Source organism: Streptomyces sp. 12E (assembly GCF_055633275.1).
The window spans coordinates 678,196-696,363 of record NZ_JBVNCJ010000001.1 but is presented as its reverse complement, the minus strand read 5'-3'; the positions used below and the strand labels follow the sequence as shown (position 1 = coordinate 696,363).

At 73.2% G+C, this 18,168-nt stretch carries 15 protein-coding genes; 12 read left to right on the top strand and 3 right to left on the bottom strand.

Features of this window, described 5'->3' with window-relative positions; translation table 11 throughout:
* Window positions 1-180: 180 nt before the first annotated feature.
* From ACZ8ZB_RS03210 to ACZ8ZB_RS03180, 7 genes are all read left to right on the top strand, one after another.
* A complete protein-coding gene (locus ACZ8ZB_RS03210; RefSeq protein WP_470736200.1) occupies window positions 181-936 on the top strand; it encodes a (2Fe-2S)-binding protein in 756 nt (251 codons plus the stop codon).
* 39 nt (window positions 937-975) lie between these two features.
* A complete protein-coding gene (gene glgA / locus ACZ8ZB_RS03205) occupies window positions 976-2,127 on the top strand; it encodes a glycogen synthase (RefSeq protein WP_470736199.1) in 1,152 nt (383 codons plus the stop codon).
* A 51-nt stretch (window positions 2,128-2,178) separates the two neighbouring features.
* Window positions 2,179-3,399, top strand: a complete 1,221-nt coding sequence (gene glgC, locus ACZ8ZB_RS03200; RefSeq protein ID WP_470736198.1) for a glucose-1-phosphate adenylyltransferase — start codon at window positions 2,179-2,181, stop codon at window positions 3,397-3,399.
* A 205-nt stretch (window positions 3,400-3,604) separates the two neighbouring features.
* Window positions 3,605-6,235 carry a PA14 domain-containing protein gene (locus ACZ8ZB_RS03195; RefSeq protein WP_470736197.1) on the top strand — a complete coding sequence of 877 codons (2,631 nt, stop codon included), beginning with the start codon at window positions 3,605-3,607 and terminating at the stop codon, window positions 6,233-6,235.
* 233 nt (window positions 6,236-6,468) lie between these two features.
* Entirely contained in the window at window positions 6,469-7,896 is a 1,428-nt protein-coding gene (locus ACZ8ZB_RS03190) for a wax ester/triacylglycerol synthase family O-acyltransferase (protein WP_470736196.1), read from the top strand.
* 105 nt (window positions 7,897-8,001) lie between these two features.
* Window positions 8,002-9,495 carry an SDR family NAD(P)-dependent oxidoreductase gene (locus ACZ8ZB_RS03185; RefSeq protein ID WP_470736195.1) on the top strand — a complete coding sequence of 498 codons (1,494 nt, stop codon included), beginning with the start codon at window positions 8,002-8,004 and terminating at the stop codon, window positions 9,493-9,495.
* 545 nt (window positions 9,496-10,040) lie between these two features.
* Window positions 10,041-10,214: a hypothetical protein gene (locus ACZ8ZB_RS03180; protein ID WP_470736194.1), complete on the top strand. Its 174-nt coding sequence runs from the start codon at window positions 10,041-10,043 to the stop codon at window positions 10,212-10,214.
* Window positions 10,215-10,431: 217 nt separating this feature from the next.
* Here the strand turns inward: ACZ8ZB_RS03180 and ACZ8ZB_RS03175 are convergent, their stop codons facing one another.
* On the bottom strand, window positions 10,432-11,085 hold the full coding sequence (locus ACZ8ZB_RS03175; RefSeq protein WP_470736193.1) for a MerR family transcriptional regulator: 654 nt from the start codon (window positions 11,083-11,085) through the stop codon (window positions 10,432-10,434).
* Between the two features lie 86 nt (window positions 11,086-11,171).
* On the opposite strand from ACZ8ZB_RS03175, the gene ACZ8ZB_RS03170 reads away from it, so the two are divergent.
* On the top strand, window positions 11,172-11,600 hold the full coding sequence (locus tag ACZ8ZB_RS03170) for a DUF3291 domain-containing protein (RefSeq protein ID WP_470736192.1): 429 nt from the start codon (window positions 11,172-11,174) through the stop codon (window positions 11,598-11,600).
* A 281-nt stretch (window positions 11,601-11,881) separates the two neighbouring features.
* Here ACZ8ZB_RS03170 and ACZ8ZB_RS03165 read toward each other — a convergent pair whose 3' ends face one another.
* Entirely contained in the window at window positions 11,882-12,583 is a 702-nt protein-coding gene (locus ACZ8ZB_RS03165; RefSeq protein WP_470736191.1) for a FadR/GntR family transcriptional regulator, read from the bottom strand.
* A gap of 180 nt (window positions 12,584-12,763) precedes the next feature.
* On the opposite strand from ACZ8ZB_RS03165, the gene ACZ8ZB_RS03160 reads away from it, so the two are divergent.
* From ACZ8ZB_RS03160 to ACZ8ZB_RS03145, 4 genes are read left to right on the top strand one after another with little or no spacing between them, the layout of a single operon-like run.
* On the top strand, window positions 12,764-14,110 hold the full coding sequence (locus ACZ8ZB_RS03160) for an enolase C-terminal domain-like protein (RefSeq protein WP_470736190.1): 1,347 nt from the start codon (window positions 12,764-12,766) through the stop codon (window positions 14,108-14,110).
* Entirely contained in the window at window positions 14,107-14,862 is a 756-nt protein-coding gene (locus ACZ8ZB_RS03155) for an SDR family NAD(P)-dependent oxidoreductase (protein WP_470736189.1), read from the top strand. Before ACZ8ZB_RS03160 ends, ACZ8ZB_RS03155 begins: the two co-directional genes overlap by 4 nt.
* The gene (locus tag ACZ8ZB_RS03150; protein WP_470736188.1) at window positions 14,859-15,836 is read left to right on the top strand and encodes an aldo/keto reductase; all 978 of its coding nucleotides are present in this window, start codon (window positions 14,859-14,861) and stop codon (window positions 15,834-15,836) included. Before ACZ8ZB_RS03155 ends, ACZ8ZB_RS03150 begins: the two co-directional genes overlap by 4 nt.
* Entirely contained in the window at window positions 15,833-16,672 is an 840-nt protein-coding gene (locus ACZ8ZB_RS03145) for an amidohydrolase family protein (protein WP_470736187.1), read from the top strand. The genes ACZ8ZB_RS03150 and ACZ8ZB_RS03145 overlap by 4 nt, the downstream gene beginning before the upstream one ends.
* Here ACZ8ZB_RS03145 and ACZ8ZB_RS03140 read toward each other — a convergent pair.
* Window positions 16,660-18,081: a lipase maturation factor family protein gene (locus ACZ8ZB_RS03140; protein WP_470736186.1), complete on the bottom strand. Its 1,422-nt coding sequence runs from the start codon at window positions 18,079-18,081 to the stop codon at window positions 16,660-16,662. The genes ACZ8ZB_RS03145 and ACZ8ZB_RS03140 overlap by 13 nt on opposite strands.
* Window positions 18,082-18,168 lie beyond the last annotated feature (87 nt).

Below are 18,168 nucleotides of genomic sequence, written 5' to 3'. Positions count from 1 at the left end.
TGCACCCGGCGCGGCGAACGGTCGGCTTCCATGACCAACACGATGCCGTGTCGGAGTGTTCCCGTCGTCGTCCCTGAGCACCCAATGAGTCCTACTGCCGATGGAGTACGACGGCGGTCCCGTCATCCCCAGGGTGGGCGCCGTCGGACGCGGGGCCCCTGGTTGTCACCCCTAGGGGCCTTGGTACTCCTGTACGTCGTGGACCTCGACCCGTCTCTCACCGCCCTTCACCGCCTCGGTGGTTTCTTCGTCCTGCGCACGGCGGGAACGGCCGACCGCCGCCTGCCCACGCTCGCCCAGGCATACGGACCGCGGTCCCCGGACGTTCAGGGCGACGCCCTGACCTCGCGGGTCCGCCGGGTCGCCGGCGCCCTGCGCGCTCCCGAGACGCGGGTCGCCGCGTCGGTGGCCCAGCAAGGGCTCGCCGCCCGCCTGTGGTCCGTGGCCCTCGGCTCCGCCGCCCTCCACGGGGCGGTCCCCGACCTCGCCCCGCCGCTGCTGCGCTGGGACCCGGAGGGCAGTGCCCCCGACGACCTGTGGCTGACCGAGGTGCGGCCGCTGCCCGGCGACGCGGCGACGATCGCGGAGCTGGTGCTGCACGGCCATCTCCAGCCCCTCGCCGCGGCCCTGCGCTCCCGCCACCGCCTCGCACCGGGCCTGCTGCGCGGCAACGCCGCCTCCGCGCTCGCCGGCGCCGCCCGGGAGCTGGAGCGCTGGGGGCGCCGCCACGGCCGTACGGACGTCGCCGCCCGCGCCGCCTCCCTGACCGCCGAACTCCTCGCACACCCCCTGCTCACCGGCACCGGGAGCCTGGCGGGCACCGCCTTCCGGCGCCGCAGCTGCTGTCTGTACTACCGGGTGCCGGGCGGGGGCGTCTGCGGCGACTGCTGCTTCGCACGACCGCCCCGCTCTTCCCCACGCGCCCCATCCGGGTGACCATGGAGGTCGACGTCCGACCGGACAGGGGGTTCACAGGTGCGAGTGGGACTGCTGACGAGGGAGTACCCCCCGGACGTGTACGGCGGCGCGGGAGTCCATGTGGAGTTCCTCGCCCGGGAACTGCGGCCCCTGGTGGACCTGGAGGTGCACTGCTGGGGTGAGGGCCGGACGGACGGTGTGCTGCGCCACCGCCCCTGGACCGCGCTCGACGGCGCCAACGACGCGCTGCGCACCTTCTCCGTGGACCTCGCCATGGCCGCCGCGCTCCAGGGCCGCGACCTCGTCCACTCCCACACCTGGTACGCGGGCCTCGGCGGTCACCTCGCCAAGCTGTTGTACGGCGTTCCGCACGTGGTGACCGCCCACTCCCTGGAGCCCCTGCGCCCCTGGAAGGCCGAGCAGCTCGGCGGCGGTTACGCCCTGTCCAGCTGGGCGGAGCGCACCGCCGTCGAGGCGGCCGACGGAGTGATCGCCGTCTCCGGTGCGATGCGCGAGGACGTCCTCGCCTCCTACCCGGCCCTCGACCCCGCCCGGGTGCACGTCGTGCACAACGGCATCGACACCGACCTGTACCGCCCCGACCCCGGCACCGACGCCCTGGACCGCATCGGTCTCGACCGCTCCCGCCCGTACGTGCTGTTCGTCGGCCGGATCACCCGGCAGAAGGGCGTGCCCCAGCTGCTGCGGGCGGTGCGCGGCATCGACCCGGCCGCGCAGGTCGTGCTGTGCGCAGGCGCCCCGGACACGCCCGGGATCGACCGGGAGTTCCGCGAGCTGTACGAGGAACTGAGCCGGGTCCGCGCGGGCGTGCACTGGATCCCGCGGATGCTGCCGAGGCCCGAGGTGATCCAGCTGCTGACGCACGCCGCCGTGTTCGTCTGCCCCTCGGTGTACGAGCCGCTCGGCATCGTCAACCTGGAGGCCATGGCGTGCGGCACGGCGGTGGTCGCCTCCCGGGTCGGCGGGATCCCCGAGGTCGTGGCGGACGGCTCGACGGGGGTGCTGGTGGACGCGGACGACGCCTTCGAGACGGGCCTCGCACGGGCGCTCGACTCGGTCCTCGGCGACCCGGAGGCGGCACGGCGGATGGGCGAGGCGGGGCGGGAGCGGGCCGTCACGGAGTTCGGCTGGGACGCGGTGGCCCGCCGTACGGCCGGTCTCTACGAGGAGATCCTCGAACAGGCTTAGTCCCGCCCGTCCGGGGCAGCCTTGGGGAAACTCGGCGTGAGGGGAGCGGCCATGCGTCGTGGTGGTCCTTCGGTCCTGGGAATCGTGCTGGCGGGCGGCGAGGGCAAGCGCCTGATGCCCCTCACGGCGGACCGCGCCAAACCGGCGGTCACCTTCGGCGGCACGTACCGCCTGGTCGACTTCGTGCTGTCCAACCTCGTCAACGGCGACATCCTGCGCGTCTGCGTGCTCACCCAGTACAAGTCGCACTCGCTGGACCGGCACATCACCACCACCTGGCGGATGTCCAGCCTGCTCGGCAACTACGTCACCCCGGTCCCCGCCCAGCAGCGCCTCGGCCCGCGCTGGTACCTGGGCAGCGCCGACGCGATCCTGCAGTCGCTGAACCTGGTCCACGACGAACGGCCGGAGTACGTGGCGGTGTTCGGAGCCGACCACGTCTACCGCATGGACCCGCGCCAGATGCTCGCCCAGCACATCGAGAGCGGGGCCGGCGTCACGGTGGCGGGGATACGGGTGCCGCGCGCGGAGTCCTCCGCCTTCGGCGTGATCACGCCGGGCTCGGACGGACAGTCCGTGGACCGCTTCCTGGAGAAGCCGGCCGATCCGCCCGGACTGGCCGACGACCCCGAGTGCGTGTTCGCCTCCATGGGCAACTACGTCTTCACCACCAAGGCGCTGATCGAGGCCCTGCACCGGGACGCCGAGGACGAGAACTCGGTGCACGACATGGGCGGTTCGATCCTGCCCCAGCTCACCGAGCGGGGCGAGGCCGCGCTGTACGACTTCAGCGCCAACCACGTGCCCGGCGAGACCAGCCGCGACCAGGGCTACTGGCGGGACGTCGGCACGCTGGACGCGTACTACGAGGCGCACATGGACCTGATCGCCGAACGCCCCGCGTTCAACCTCTACAACCGGCAGTGGCCGATCTACACCCACTCCGGCCAGCTCTCGCCGGCCCGGTTCAACGCGGGCGGCATGGCGAGCGAGTCGATCATCAGCGCCGGCTGCCTGATCCGGGGGCAGGTCACCCGGTCCGTGCTGTCGCCGGGCGTGGTCGTCGATCCGGGGGCGGTGGTGCAGGGTTCGGTGCTGCACGACAACGTGCACATCGGGCGGGGCGCGGTGGTGCGCGGCGCCGTGCTCGACAAGAACGTCGAGGTGCCGCCGGGCGCGACGATCGGCGTCAACCCCCAGCGGGACGCGGAGCTGTACACGGTGTCCAAGGGCGGGGTGATCGCGCTCGGCAAGGGACAGCTGGTGCCGTAGACGCCGGTGGGCGGGCCCCGGGCGGCCGTGGCCACCGGGGCCTTTGTCATGTCCCTGGACTCATGACGGAATCCGTGCTGTCATGCCGAGTACTGTTCTTTGACAACGTTGTACGGGCGAGTGCAGCGCACAGAACAGAACACGCACAGCACCAGATCCACGTACTGAGCAACGAGCCGTCACCTTCCTCACCGACGGAGGATCCGTGCGCACCAGACGACTCAGAAACCGATGCGCCCTTCTGCTGGCCGCCGCCCTGGGAGTCACCGGACTCACCGCGACCGGCCCGGCCGCGACCGCGGCGGAGGACGATCCGGTGGAGATCCACGGACTGAAGGGCGAGTACTACGCCCAGTCCGCTCCGGGCGCCTTCGACTTCCACGAACTCAAGGCCACCGCCTTCGACGCCGACCTCGACTTCGACAACCTGGAGCCGCGCCTGAACCTCACCACCGGCCGGTCGGACGACGTCAGCGTCCGCTGGACCGGGAAGATCGTGCCGGAGCGGACCGGCGCCCACACCTTCTCGGTCAGCGCCGACAACGGCTTCCGCCTGTGGATCGACGGCGAGATCGCCATCGACCACTGGATCGACGACTGGGACCGCGAACAGACCGCCGAGCCCGTCGAGCTGACCGCCGGCCGGGCCCACGACATCAAGGTCGAGTACTTCGAGCACTACGGCGGCTCCAACTTCCACCTGCGCTGGACCGAGCCCGGCGGCGGCAAGGAACCCGTACCGCAGTCCGCCTTCCGCCTCCCGGACGGCTTCGACTACGACGGCGCCCTCGCCGCCACCGTCCTCGCCTCCGGCCGCACCCTGAAGCTGGACTTCCCCCGGCCGCTCGCCGCACCCCCGGCCGGATTCACCGACCACTTCGAGGCGGTGATCGGCGGTGCCGACTGGCCCCTGGAGTCGGCGCAGCCCGACCCGGCCGACCCGAAGGCACTGCTCGTCACGCTCGCCGAGCCCGTCGTCGGCAACAGGACCGGCACGGCCCGCGGCAGCGCCGACATCCGTTACGACGGGCAGGGCGGCCTGACCGCCGCCGACGGCGACCCCGTGGACGCGTTCCTGAGCAGCGGCCCCAACCGCTCCACCCACGAGCTGAGCACCGAATGGGCGGACGAGGTGGGCCCGGACAACGCCCTCCCCGAGTACCCGCGCCCCCAGCTCACCCGTGAGGAGTGGCGCAGCCTCAACGGACGCTGGCAGTTCGCCGCCGCCGAGGAGGGTGAACAGCCGCCCGTCGGCAGGACGCTGAAGGAGCGCATCCTCGTCCCGTACCCGGTGGAGTCCCGGCTCTCCGGCGTCCAGCGGCACGAGGACCGCATGTGGTACCGCCGCACCTTCACCGTGCCCCGCGACTGGCGCATCGGCTCCGGCAAGCGCCTCCGGCTGAACTTCGGCGCCGTCGACTGGCGCTCCGAGGTGTACGTCAACGGCGTCAGGGTCGCCGAGCACGAGGGCGGCTACGACAAGTTCGGCGCCGACGTCACCGACGCGCTGAAGCCCGGCCGCACCCAGGAGCTGATCGTCGGCGTGTACGACCCGACCGACGCCGCGAACGGCGAGAACCCGCCGCTCGGCAAGCAGCGCCTGGACCCCAGCGGCATCTGGTACACGCCCAGCTCGGGCATCTGGCAGACCGTCTGGATGGAGCCCGTCGCCCGCGACCACGTCGACTCCCTCAAGCTGGTCCCGGACGTGCCCGGCGAGCGGCTCACGGTGGAGGCGCGGGGCGTCCGGGACGGCGTACCGGTCAGGGCGACCGCGTACGAGGGACGGCGCGAGGTCGCCACGGCCGTCGGCCGCACCGGGGAGCCGCTCACCCTGAGGATCCACGACCCGCGCCTGTGGTCGCCCGACGACCCGTTCCTGTACCGGCTGCAGGTGACCGTCGGCGCCGACCGCGTCGGCAGCTACTTCGGGATGCGCTCCATCGCCGTCGAGCGGATCGACGGCGTGCCGCGCACGGTCCTCAACGGCGAGCCCGTCTTCCTGATGGCCACCCTCGACCAGGGCTTCTGGCCCGACGGCCTGCACACCGCGCCCACCGACGAGGCCCTCGCGTACGACCTGAGGGCCCACAAGGAGCTCGGCTTCAACTCGGTGCGCAAGCACATCAAGGTCGAACCGGACCGCTGGTTCTACTGGGCCGACCGGCTCGGACTGCTGGTGTGGCAGGACATGCCCGCCATGACGGCCGGGAGGAACCCGGGCACGGAGGCCCGCGCCCGCTACGAGCGCGAGATGAAGCAGATGATCGACGAGCACGTCAGCAGCCCGTCGGTCGTCATGTGGGTCACCTTCAACGAGGGCTGGGGCCAGTACGACATCGGCCGCATCGCCGAGCAGGCCAAGGCCTGGGACCCCAGCCGGCTGGTCAACAACCAGTCCGGGCTCAACCTCGGCGCCGACGGGAACGCCGGCGACATCATGGACGAGCACGGTTACCCCAGTCCCGCGCTCCCGCCCCGCCCGGACGGCAGGCGTGCCCTGGTCAGCGGCGAGTACGGCGGCCTCGGTCTGGCGGTGCCCGGACACGCCTGGTCCGTGCAGCAGTCGTACGTCGACGTCGACCCGGCGACCTACACCGACGACTACCTCACCAAGCTCGACGAGGTGCGCGCGCTGGTGTGCCGGGGCGGCAACGGAGCCGTGTACACCCAGATCACGGACGTCGAGGGCGAGCTCAACGGCCTGCTCACCTACGACCGGCGCGTGATGAAGCCGGACGTGGCCCGGGTGAAGGCCGCCCACGAGGCCCTCGTCCGGGACGCCTCACGGGCACGGCCCGCGGGCTGCCCCGCGACGGAGGGCGCCGCGCGATGAACCGTTCCTCCGGTGGGCCGCGCCCGTCCGGGTGGCGTCCGTCACTCCGTCAGGCGGTGATCCTGCCTCGGTAGCCCCGTCCATCACCGCGGTCCCGCCCCTTCCGCCGCACCGGCGGGAGGGGCGAGGACGTCACATGGTGTTAACTGTGGGTAGCCAGATCGTACTTGACCGTAATCGGCCGGGAGCGATTGACTGCTGATCCGTTCCCGTCGTCGACGCGAGGCCCGCCCATGACCGCAGACCCACTCGCCCCTCTCGACCTGGCGTTCTGGAACATCGAGTCCGCCGGCCATCCCATGCACCTCGCGGCGCTCGGCGTCTTCGCCACCCACTCGCCCTCCGCGGCGGCCCACGCCGCCGACCTGCTGGCGTCCCGGGCCGCCGCCGTGCCCGGACTGCGCATGCGCATCCGCGACACGTGGCAGCCGCTCGCCGTGCGGCAGTCGCTGTCGGCGCTGCGCCGCACCCGGCCCGCGCCCGGCGAGCCCCTGGCCGCCGCGCTGCGGCAGCCGCTCGCCTCCGTCCTGCGCCGGTCCCTCGCCTTCGGCGGCGCCACCCGCGAACCCGACCCCGGCTTCGACCCCCTCGACCACGTCCGGCTGCACCCGCCGGCCGCCGACTTCCACACCGCGGCCGGCCGGCTCATGGGACGCCCGCTGCAACGCGCCCGGCCGCCCTGGGAGGCCCACGTGCTGCCGGGGGAGGACGGCCTCTCCTTCGCCGTCCTGTTCAAGTTCCACCACGCCCTCGCCGACGGGTTGCGCGCCCTCACCCTGGCCGCCGCGCTGATGGACCCGATGGACCTGCCGACGCCCCGGCCCCGCCCCGCCGAGCCCCCGCGCGGCCTGCTGCCCGACGTGCGCGAGGTGCCCGGCCTCGTCCGGGACGCCCTGTCCGACGCGGGCCGGGCCCTGGACATCGGCGCCGCCGTCGCCCGCTCCACCCTGGACATGCGTTCCTCGCCCGCGCTGACCTGCGCGCCCAGCGGCACCCGCCGCACCGTCGGCACGGTGATCGACCTCGACGACGTGCACCGCATCCGCAAGAGCGCCGGCGGCACCGTCAACGACGTCACGATCGCGGTCGTCGCCGGCGCGCTGCGCCGCTGGCTCGACGAGCGCGGCGACGGCAGCGAGGGCGTCGCCCCGCGCGCGCTCATCCCCGTCTCCCGGCGCCGGCCACGCACCGCCCACCCGCAGGGCAACCGGCTCTCCGGGTACCTGATGCGGCTTCCCGTCGGCGAGCGGGACCCGCTCGCCCGGCTCGCGCAGGTGCGTACCGCCATGGACCGCAACAAGGAGGCGGGCCCGCACCGGGGTGCGGGCGCCGTCGCCCTGCTCGCCGACCACGTGCCGCCGCTCGGCCACCGGCTCGGCGGACCGCTGCTCGGTCAGGCGGCCCGGCTCTGGTTCGACGTGCTGGTCACCAGCGTGCCGCTGCCCGGCTTCGGCCTGAGGCTCGGCGGCGACCCGCTCGGCGCCGTCTTCCCGCTCGCGCCGCTGGCCCCCGGCCACTCCCTGGCGGTCGCGGTCTCCACCTACCGCGGGCGCGTCCACTACGGCCTGGTCGCCGACGGCGCGGCCGTCCCGGACCTCGACCGGCTGGCCCGCGCGCTGACCGAGGAGGTGGCGGCACTGACCGCCGTCTGCGAGCGCTGAGGGACGCGGTTTGGTGCCGCGGCCCGGCGCTGAAGTAAAATCCCCCGTTCGACAGCGGACGCGAACGGAGCGCCGCGAGAAGCAGAGCGGGAAACGGCAGCGGCGATGACGGTGACACAGGACGGCCCCGGGGCCGCGGACGCGGTGGCATACGGGCCCGGCATCGACCCGGAGCGGCTGGCCGTCTGCCTCAGCGTGCTCGAGGAACTCGACGAGCTCGACGTCGACCACCCGGACGCGATCCTGGTCCGCCGGGCCACCTCGCACATCTACCGCACGGTCAAGCAGCGCCGCCGCCAGGAGCGCCGGGCCGCGAAGACCGCCCACGACAAGGCGGTCACCGAGGCCACCGCCACGGGCTCCGCCGAGCGCATCGACGACGAGACGGAAGGCATCCTGCCCTCCTCCCGCGTCGAGCCCGGCTCGATCGCGGGGATACTCCAGCGCCCGCGCTCCTGCTACACCTGCAAGACCCGCTACGTCGAGGTCGACTACTTCTACCATCAGCTCTGCCCGAAGTGCGCCGCCGAGAACCGGGCCCGGCGCGACGCCCGCACCGATCTCACCGGCAAGCGGGCGCTGCTCACCGGCGGACGTGCCAAGATCGGCATGTACATCGCGCTGCGGCTGCTGCGCGACGGCGCCCGCACCACGATCACCACACGCTTCCCCAAGGACGCCATCCGCCGCTTCAAGGCGATGGACGACTCCGCGGACTGGATGGACCGCCTGGAGGTCGTCGGCATCGACCTGCGCGACCCCGCCCAGGCCGTCGCGCTGGCCGACCGGGTCGCGGAGCAGGGCCCGCTCGACATCCTGATCAACAACGCCACCCAGACCGTACGCCGGCTGCCGTCCGCGTACGCCGCGCTCGTCGAGGGCGAGAGCGCCCCGCTGCCGGCCGGTGAGCTGCCCGTCCACCACGTCATCGGCGCCTTCGGCTCCGGCGCGGTCGACGGGCTGACCGCGCTGCCCGTCGGCGTCAGCGGACTCGACGCGCAGAAGGTGGCCGACCTCGCCCTGGTCGCGGGCAACGCCAGCGTGGTCCGGCACCGGGACGGCACCGCCATCGACGCGGGCGGCCTGCTCCCCGACGTCGTCGACACCAACACCTGGGTCCAGACCATCGAGCAGATCTCCCCGGTGGAGTTGCTGGAGACCCAGCTGTGCAACTACACGGCGCCGTTCATCCTGATCAGCAAGCTGCGTCCGGCGATGGCCGAGGCCGCGCGCCGGGCGGCCGCCGGACGGGCCTACGTCGTCAACGTCTCCGCCATGGAAGGCGTGTTCGACCGCGGTTACAAGGGCGCCGGACACCCCAACACCAACGCCGCCAAGGCCGCCATGAACATGGTGACGCGGACCAGCGCGCAGGAGATGTTCGACACCGACCGCATCCTGATGACCTCGGTCGACACCGGCTGGATCACCGACGAGCGCCCCCACTTCGACAAGCTGCGCCTCGCCGACGCCGGCTTCCACGCCCCGCTCGACCTGGTCGACGGCGCGGCCCGCGTCTACGACCCGATCGTGCGCGGCGAGGCGGGCGAGGACCTGTACGGCGTCTTCATGAAGGACTACGCGCCCGGCCGGTGGTGAGGCCGACGGCCCGGTGCCGCCGGCCGGCCGTCACCGGCCGGGAGCCGCGTGCCGCCGGCGGCTCCAGCACGGTGCGACGGCCCCCCGGGAGTGGGCCGTCGCCGTGCGGCGGCGGACTGTGACGAGCTTTGCGCACCGGCCGACGGGACCCGGACCGCGCCACGACCACGGGGGCCGGTCGAAAGCGTCGACGCCCGTGTAATACGAACGGGTGATTACAGTCAGCCATGTCGATCCGGAAATAGGAGCATATCCCCGCCCATTGGGTACTGTCCGGCGCGTGATGGTCACCGTCGGTTTTGAGCGCCATCGAGCGGGCCCTCGCTCATTTGGTTAATCTGGTCCGGACGGACAGCAGTCAGGGTTCCATCCGCACCCACGGTCCGTCATGGGACCAGCCGGTTCACCACGGCCCGCTCTCCCTCGAGTCGCCGGCGCCACCGCGTCCGAACGGTTTTTCCACTCAGACCCGAGCGGACGTCAGACGCCAGGCACCGGGCCGGCGCAGTACGTCCCGAGGGTGACCGACACATAAGGAGTGCGCGGTGACACCGGAGCAGACGAAGAGCGATCAGCGTCCCAAGGAACACTCCGAGCGCGCCGCCCGTCGGCCGGGGGAGCTCGGCATTCTCGACGTGTGGGCGCGTTCGGCCCCGATCCGCCTCGCCGGCTACGAGGAAGACCTCGCCGAGCCCCACATCCTGCCCAGCGTCGACTGACGGCGCGTGCGGGCGGGACGCGCTCCCGCGGCTGCGGCCGGACGCAGGGCCGGGCCGTGATCTTCATGTCGTGGCCGTCCGGCGCCCGGCCGCGCACGCGCGAGGGCGCGCCCCGCACCGGCCTTACGCCGAGGCCGGGAGCGCCTCACGTCAACGGCCCACGGCCGGCCCGGCGGTCACCAGGCCCTCGCGGCCGGTCACCGCAACGCCGTTCAGGTCAGGCCGGGGCGTGCTCGCCCCCGCCGTGGCGTGCGGTCGACTCGTTCTCCTGGGCGAGCCGGCGCAGGGCCATCAGCGCCGGTTCCAGGAGGAAGGTCAGCAGCACCGCCCGCTCGGCCTTCTCCAGCGGGTCCGCGGCCGTCTCCAGCTGGTCGAGGTCGTACCGGGCCGTCCGCTCCGCGAGCTCGGCGTAAGGGAGGAGCGCCTCCCAGTCGTACGCGACGCCCAGTGAGCGCAGGGTCCGCAGCGTCTCGTCGACGGCCTGCCGGGCCGGGTTGTGCTCGGAGACCGACCAGCCCATCGCGTCGATCAGGGCGGCGGCCTCGGGGTTCGCCCCGGCGGGGGGCCCGCCTTCGGCCGGGCCCGGCGTGCCGCTGCCGGGGGGCCGGACGCCGAAGGCGATGCCGAGCAGTCGATGCAGGTCGGTCCGGTGTTCGGTCATGGCGTCCAGGACGTGCTTGGCCGAGGCGACGGACAGGCCCCGCACCCCCGTCAGCGCGCGGATCAGGCGGAGTCTTCCGAGGTGGGTCTCGTCGTACTCGGCTTGGGTCGCCGCGGTGGCCCGGCCGGGCGGCAGCAGCCCTTCGCGCAGGTAGTACTTGATCGTCGCGTTGGGCACCCCGCTGCGGCGGCTGAGCTCCGAAATTCTCACCTGTTCCCGCTCTTCCTCTGGAAATTGGGTAGTGGCACTGTCTAATCTGGATAGCATCACTATCCAACTATGGAGGCGAGCCTACCGTGCCCACCCTTCCCTGGGTCACGCCGCATCCGGCGGGTCCTGACACCACCCACGCCTTCGTCATGGCCTCCCGCTTCGAGGTGCGGTCGCTGAAGGACGTCCCGCGCTTCTTCCTGAAGTCCCTCTCCGCCTGGGGTCAGGTCCGCAAGGCGCCCGGCGCCCTCGGCGCCTCCCTGGAGGCCCGGCCGTTCGGCAAGGTCTTCCACACGCTGTCCGCGTGGGAGAGCCGGGAGGCGCTCCACGCCTACGCCCGGACCGAACCGCACAAGAGCATCATGACCGGCCTGCGCGAGACGATGCGGGACTCCACGTTCACCTTCTGGGAAGTGCCCGTCGACGCGCTGCCGGTCGACTGGGACGACGCCAAGCGCCGCATCGAGGCCCAGGCGCGGGCCGGCGCCCCGGACGGGCACGGCGCCGCCCGCTGAACGGCGGCCCGGCCCGGACGGGGGCGGCGTGCCGGGTCGTGCCCGATGCCCGGGCCGACCGTGGAGGCGGTCCTCGGCCTCGGCTTCCCGGCGACGCGGTGCGCGGGGGCCGGCGGACCGATCCGGCCGAGCGGCGGCTCACCGGGGGCGGCGAGGGCGGCGGTGGCGTCGCCGGCCGCTTCCACGAGGCCCCTTGCGCCCCGGTCGACGGCGACCGGATCACCGTACGCCTGCGCCCCTTCCGGCTGACGGCGTCGCGGGCCGGCGCGCTCCCGGCCGGCTCAGTCCTCCAGCCGGCCGCGCAGCCACTCCTCCACCGCGCCCACGTGCGCGGCGGCCGCCGCCCGCGCCGCCTCCGGGTCGCGGGCGGCCAGGGCGCGGTGGATCGCGGCGTGTTCGCGCCGGGTGCGGGCGAAGGCGCCCTCCTCCTGGTAGCCGCGCCAGACCCGGGCCCGGAAGGTGCGCGAGGACAGGCCCTCCAGGATCGCGGCCATCGTCTCGTTCTCCGCCGCCGCCGCGATCTCGCGGTGGAAGGCCAGGTCGTGGGCGAGGATCTCCTCCGGATCGTCGGTGGCGTTCATCGCCGCCAGGTGCTTCTCGACCTCGGCCAGCCGTTCCGGGGTGATCCGCGCGGCGGCCAGCGCGGTCGCCGTCGACTCCAGGACGCGGCGCACCTCCAGCAGCTCGACCAGGCGCGGACCCCGGGACAGATCGGCCACCACGCCGAACGTCTCCAGCAGGTCCCCGGCCTCCAGCCGGGTGACGTAGATGCCCGAGCCGTGCCGTGCCTCGACCACGCCCAGCACCGTGAGCGCGCGGATCGCCTCCCGCATCGAACTGCGGGAGATGCCCAGCCGGGCGGCGAGTTCCCGCTCGGTGGGCAGCCGCTCGCCGGGCTCCAGTTCGCCCTCCCGGATCATCGCCGTGATCCGCTCGATGGCGCGCTGCGTCACCGTGCCCTTCTGCGGGGCCGTCTCCTCCACGCCGCTCCTCCGCTCACCCGGTCCGCCGAGTCTAACGACGGGATTGGTCAGACCACTACGGGCCAAAAGTCGCAGGATTTCCACGCGAGGGCTGTTGTGATCGCCAAGTGGTCTGATAAGTATGCGGCCGTGCCCCGGACTGACGTCCTACCGTCCCCGTCGCCCACCGAAAGGTCCTCCGTGCCCCCGCGACCCGCCCGCATCACCGCCGTCGACACCTACGACGTCCGGTTCCCCACCTCGCGTGAACTCGACGGCTCCGACGCGATGAATCCCGACCCCGACTACTCGGCGGCCTACGTCGTGCTGCGCACCGACGCCGCGGACGGACACGAGGGGCACGGATTCGCGTTCACCATCGGGCGGGGCAACGACGTCCAGGTCGCCGCGATCGAAGCGCTCCGCGGCCATCTCGTCGGCCGGTCCGCCGACGAGCTCTGCGCCGACCCCTCCGTCCTGAACCGCGACCTGACCGGCGACAGCCAGCTGCGCTGGCTCGGCCCCGAGAAGGGCGTGATGCACATGGCGATCGGGGCCGTCGTCAACGCCCTCTGGGACCTGGCCGCCAAACGCGCGGGCAAGCCGCTGTGGCGCCTGCTCGCCGAGGCCGACCCCGCGTGGCTGGTCCGACAGATCGACTTCCGCTACCTCACCGACGCCCTCACCCCCGAGGAGGCCCTCACCCTCCTGCGCCGCGGCCGGGAGGGCGCCGAGGAACGCACCGCCCTGCTGCTGGAGCGCGGCTACCCCGCCTACACCACCTCGCCCGGCTGGCTCGGCTACGACGACGAGAAACTCACCCGGCTCGCCGTGCGGGCGGTCGCCGACGGTTTCCGTCAGATCAAGCTCAAGGTCGGCGCCGACCTCGACGACGACCTGAGACGCTGCCGGGCCGCCCGCGCGGCCGTCGGACCGGACGTGCGCATCGCGGTCGACGCCAACCAGCGCTGGGACGTGGACGAGGCGATCCGCTGGACCAAGGCCCTCGCGGAGTTCGACCCGTACTGGATCGAGGAGCCCACCAGCCCCGACGACATCCTCGGCCACGCGGCAGTCCGCCGCGCCGTCGCCCCGGTGAAGGTCGCCACCGGCGAGCACGCGCAGAACAGGATCGTCTTCAAGCAGCTCCTCCAGGCCGGCGCCCTCGACATCGTCCAGATCGACGCCGCCCGGGTCGGCGGCGTCCCCGAGAACCTCGCCGTCCTGCTGCTCGCCGCCAAGTACGGCGTCCCGGTGTGCCCGCACGCCGGCGGGGTCGGCCTGTGCGAACTCGTCCAGCACCTGTCGATGTTCGACTACGTGGCCCTGACCGGCACCACCGAGGACCGGGTCATCGAGTACGTCGACCATCTGCACGACCACTTCCTCGACCCGGTGGTGATCCGCGACGGCCACTACACGGCGCCCCTCGCACCGGGGTTCTCCGCCGCCGTGCGCCCGGAGTCCCTGGCGCGCTACACCTATCCCGACGGCGACTTCTGGGCCGCCGACCCGTACACGCAGAAGGACGAGGAGCGGATCGCATGAGGGACTTCGAAGGCCTGACGGCCCTGGTGACCGGCGGCGCATCCGGCATCGGCCGGGCCGCGGCGGACCTCCTGGCGGAGCGCGGCGCCACCGTGGCCGTGCTGGACCTCGACCCGTCGACGGTCGACGGACCCCTCACCGGACACCGCGCCGACGTCACCGACGACGCCTCGGTGCGTGCGGCGGTGGCCGCCGCCGTCGACGGCCTGGGCCGCCTCGACGTACTGGTCAACAACGCCGGCATCGGCGCCCGGGGCACCGTGGAGACCAACTCCGACGAGGAGTGGCACCGCGTCTTCGACGTCAACGTCCTCGGCATGGTCCGCACCGCCCGCGCCTGCCTGCCGCACCTGCGCGCCTCCGGGCACGCGGCGATCGTCAACACCTGCTCCATCGCCGCCACCGCGGGCCTGCCCCAGCGGGCCCTGTACAGCGCCACCAAGGGCGCCGTGTACTCCCTCACCCTCGCCATGGCCGCCGACCACGTCCGCGAGGGCATCCGCGTCAACTGCGTCAACCCGGGCACCGTCGACACCCCCTGGATCGGCAGGCTGCTGGACGCGGCCGACGACCCGGCCGCCGAACGCGCCGCCCTGGAAGCCCGCCAGCCCACCGGCCGTCTGGTCTCGGCCGCCGAGGTCGCCGGCGCCATCGCCTACCTGGCGAGTCCGCTGTCCGGCGCCACCACCGGCACGGCCCTCGCGGTCGACGGCGGCATGCAGGGACTGCGGCCGCGGCCGGAGGCCCGGTGAACCGCCGCCGGCTCGGCCGCAGCCGCGTCGAGGTCACCGCCCTGGCCTTCGGCTCCGCCGGAATCGGCAACCTGTACAACGAGGTGGGCGAGGAGGCGGCGCACGAGGCGGTACGGGCCGCCTGGCAGCGGGGTGTCCGTTACTTCGACACCGCCCCGCACTACGGCATCGGCCTGGCCGAACGCCGCCTCGGCGCGGCCCTGCGCGGGTACCCGCGCGACGCGTTCACGGTCTCCACCAAGGTGGGCCGACGCCTCGAACCCTCCGACGCCGGCGGCGACGACCTCGCCCACGGCTTCGCCGTCCCCGCCACCCACCGCCGCGTCTGGGACTTCAGCGCCGACGGCGTACGCCGCACCCTGGAGGCGAGCCTGGAACGCCTCGGCCTGGACCGCGTCGACGTCGTCTACCTCCACGACCCCGACGACCACGCCGAACAGGCCTTCCGCGAGGGCTACCCGGCCCTGGAGGGGCTCCGCGCGGAGGGCGTCGTCGGAGCGATCGGCGCCGGCATGAACCAGACCGCGATGCTCACCCGCTTCGTCCGCGACACCGACGTCGACGTCGTCCTGTGCGCCGGCCGCCACACCCTGCTCGACCACAGCGCCCTGACCGACCTGCTGCCCGCGGCCCTGGAACACGGCACCTCCGTCGTCATCGGCGGCGCCTTCAACTCCGGCCTGCTCGCGGACCCGAGGCCGGGAGCGACGTACGACTACACCCGGGCGCCCGCCGGGCTGCTGGACCGCGCCCTGCGGCTGAAGGAGGCCGCCGAGCGGCACGGCACCACCCTGCGTGCCGCGGCCCTGGCCTACTGCGCCGCCCATCCGGCGGTCGCGAGCGTGCTGGTCGGCACCCGCTCGGCCGCCGAGGTCCACGACTGCGCCGACCGGTTCACGGCCCCGGTGCCCCCCGCCCTCTGGCGGGAACTGCGCGCCGACGGCCTGCTGCCGTCCGAGGGGGAGCTGCCGTGACCGTCGACGCGCACCACCACGTCTGGGACCTGTCCGTCCGCGACCAGGACTGGATCACCGGACCCGGACTCCGCCCGCTGCGGCGGAACTTCACCCTGGCCGACCTCGCGCCCGAGGCGAGGTCGGCCGGTGTCGGCCGTACCGTCCTGGTGCAGACCGTCACGGTCCCCGAGGAGACCCCCGAGCTGCTGGCGCTCGCCGAGGCGCACGAGCCGGTCGCCGGGGTCGTCGGCTGGACCGACCTCACCCGCCCCGACATCGCCGACGAGCTGGCCCGGCTGCGGGAACTGCCCGGCGGACGGTATCTGAAGGGCATCCGCCACCAGGTCCAGGGCGAGCCCGACCCCGAGTGGCTGCTGCGCCCGGACGTACGGCGCGGACTCGCCGCCGTCGCCGACGCGGGTCTGGTCTACGACCTGGTCGTCCTGCCGCGCCAACTGCCGGCCTGCGTGGCGGCGGCCGCGTCGCTGCCCCGGCTCACCTTCGTCCTGGACCACCTGGGCAAGCCGCCCGTCGCCTCGGGCGCGCTCGAACCCTGGGCGTCCGACGTCCGGGCCCTGGCCGCGCTGCCCAACACGGTGTGCAAGCTCTCCGGCCTGGTCACCGAGGCCGACCGGGCCTCCTGGACGACCGACGACCTGCGCCCGTACGCCGACGTCGTGCTGGACGCCTTCGGCCCCGGCCGGCTGATGTTCGGCTCGGACTGGCCGGTGTGCACCCTCGCGGCCTCGTACGGCGACGTCCTCGCCACCGCGCGGGCGCTGACCGGCGGCCTCGGCGCCACCGAACGCCGTCGGCTCTTCGAGACCACCGCCACCCGCGTCTACGGCCTCTGAGACGCCCCTGCCAGCCGGGTCGGCGGCAGGAACTCCCGCACGTACGTCCGCTCCCAGCACGCGCCCGTCTCCCGCAGCTCCCGCCACGTCGTGTAGCGGTAGCGGAAGAGACGGGCGCGGATGTGCCGGGGCGGCGCGTCCGCGGGGAACGGGGAGCGGCGCAGCAGCCTCAGCGTGTCCCGGTCGCCCTCCAGCAGCCGTTCCACCAGCGCGCCGAACCACGGACTCGCGTACGCGGGGGACAGCGCGGCGAACCACATCAGCCAGTCGAGCCGCAGGTGGTACGGCGCGAACTGCCGCGGCCAGCGCCGCGGATCACCCGGCTTGCCCTTGAACTCGTACTCCCGCCAGCCGGAGTCCTTCCGGGGCACCTCGTCCGCCGTCCCCTCCACGACCACCTCGTACCGGATCCGGCTGACGCTGCCGAACGCCCCGTAGGTGTTGACCAGGTGCAGCGGGTCGAAGGACCGGTTCATCACCTGGCGGCGGGAGAGCATGTTGCGGACCGGCCGGTGACCGAGGCCGAGCAGCAGCGCGGACACCGCGAGGACGACCACCACGTACCACAGCGGCGCGTCGGGCACCGCCGGCGGATCGGAGGGGAACGCGACCGCCGGCAGGGCCAGCACGATCGTGATCCAGTTCAGCCACGCGAAGTTGCCGGACAGCACCAGCCACAGCTGGGTGACGATCATCAGTGAGGCGGCCGCCGAGGCGACCGGCTGCGGGGCGAACAGCAGGAACGGCACGACGAGCTGGGTGACGTGGTTGGCGGCCACCTCGATCCGGTGCAGCGGCTTCGGCAGACGGTGGAAGAACCAGCTCAGCGGCCCCGGCATCGGCTGGGTCTCGTGGTGATGGTCCAGGCAGGTCAGTTTCCGCCAGCACTCGTCGCCGCGCATCTTGATCAGGCCCGCGCCGAACTCCACCCGGAACAGGACCCACCGCAGCAGGAACAGCACGACGACGGGCGGCGCCACCTCGTCGTTGCCGAGGAAGACGGCCAGGAACCCGACCTCGAGGAGCAGCGACTCCCAGCCGAACGCGTACCAGGCCTGTCCCACGTTGACGACCGACAGGTACAGCGCCCACGGCACCAGCCACAACAGCATCCCGCCCCACAGCGGAAGCAGCGAGTCCAGCCCCGCCAGCAGCGCCGCCGACACCGCGCAGCCCGCCCAGGCGCACACCGCGAAGAACCGGTCCGAGTAGTGCCAGTGGAACAGGCTCGGCGACCTCCGCAGCGGCACCCGCTCCACGAAACGCGGTACCGGCAGCATGCCGCGCTCCCCGATCAGCGCGCGGAACTGCAGCGCCGCCGTCAGGAACGCGACCAGATACAGCCCGGCCAGCGCCCGCTGGAAGACCAGCCGGCCCGTCCAGTACTCGGATGCGGTGAACCACTCCACGGCCGTGCTCCCTCCGCCTCGTCCCGCCGGGACCCGTGCGACTCCCCGTATACCACCGGGCGGACCGCGCGACCCGCGGGCGTAAGG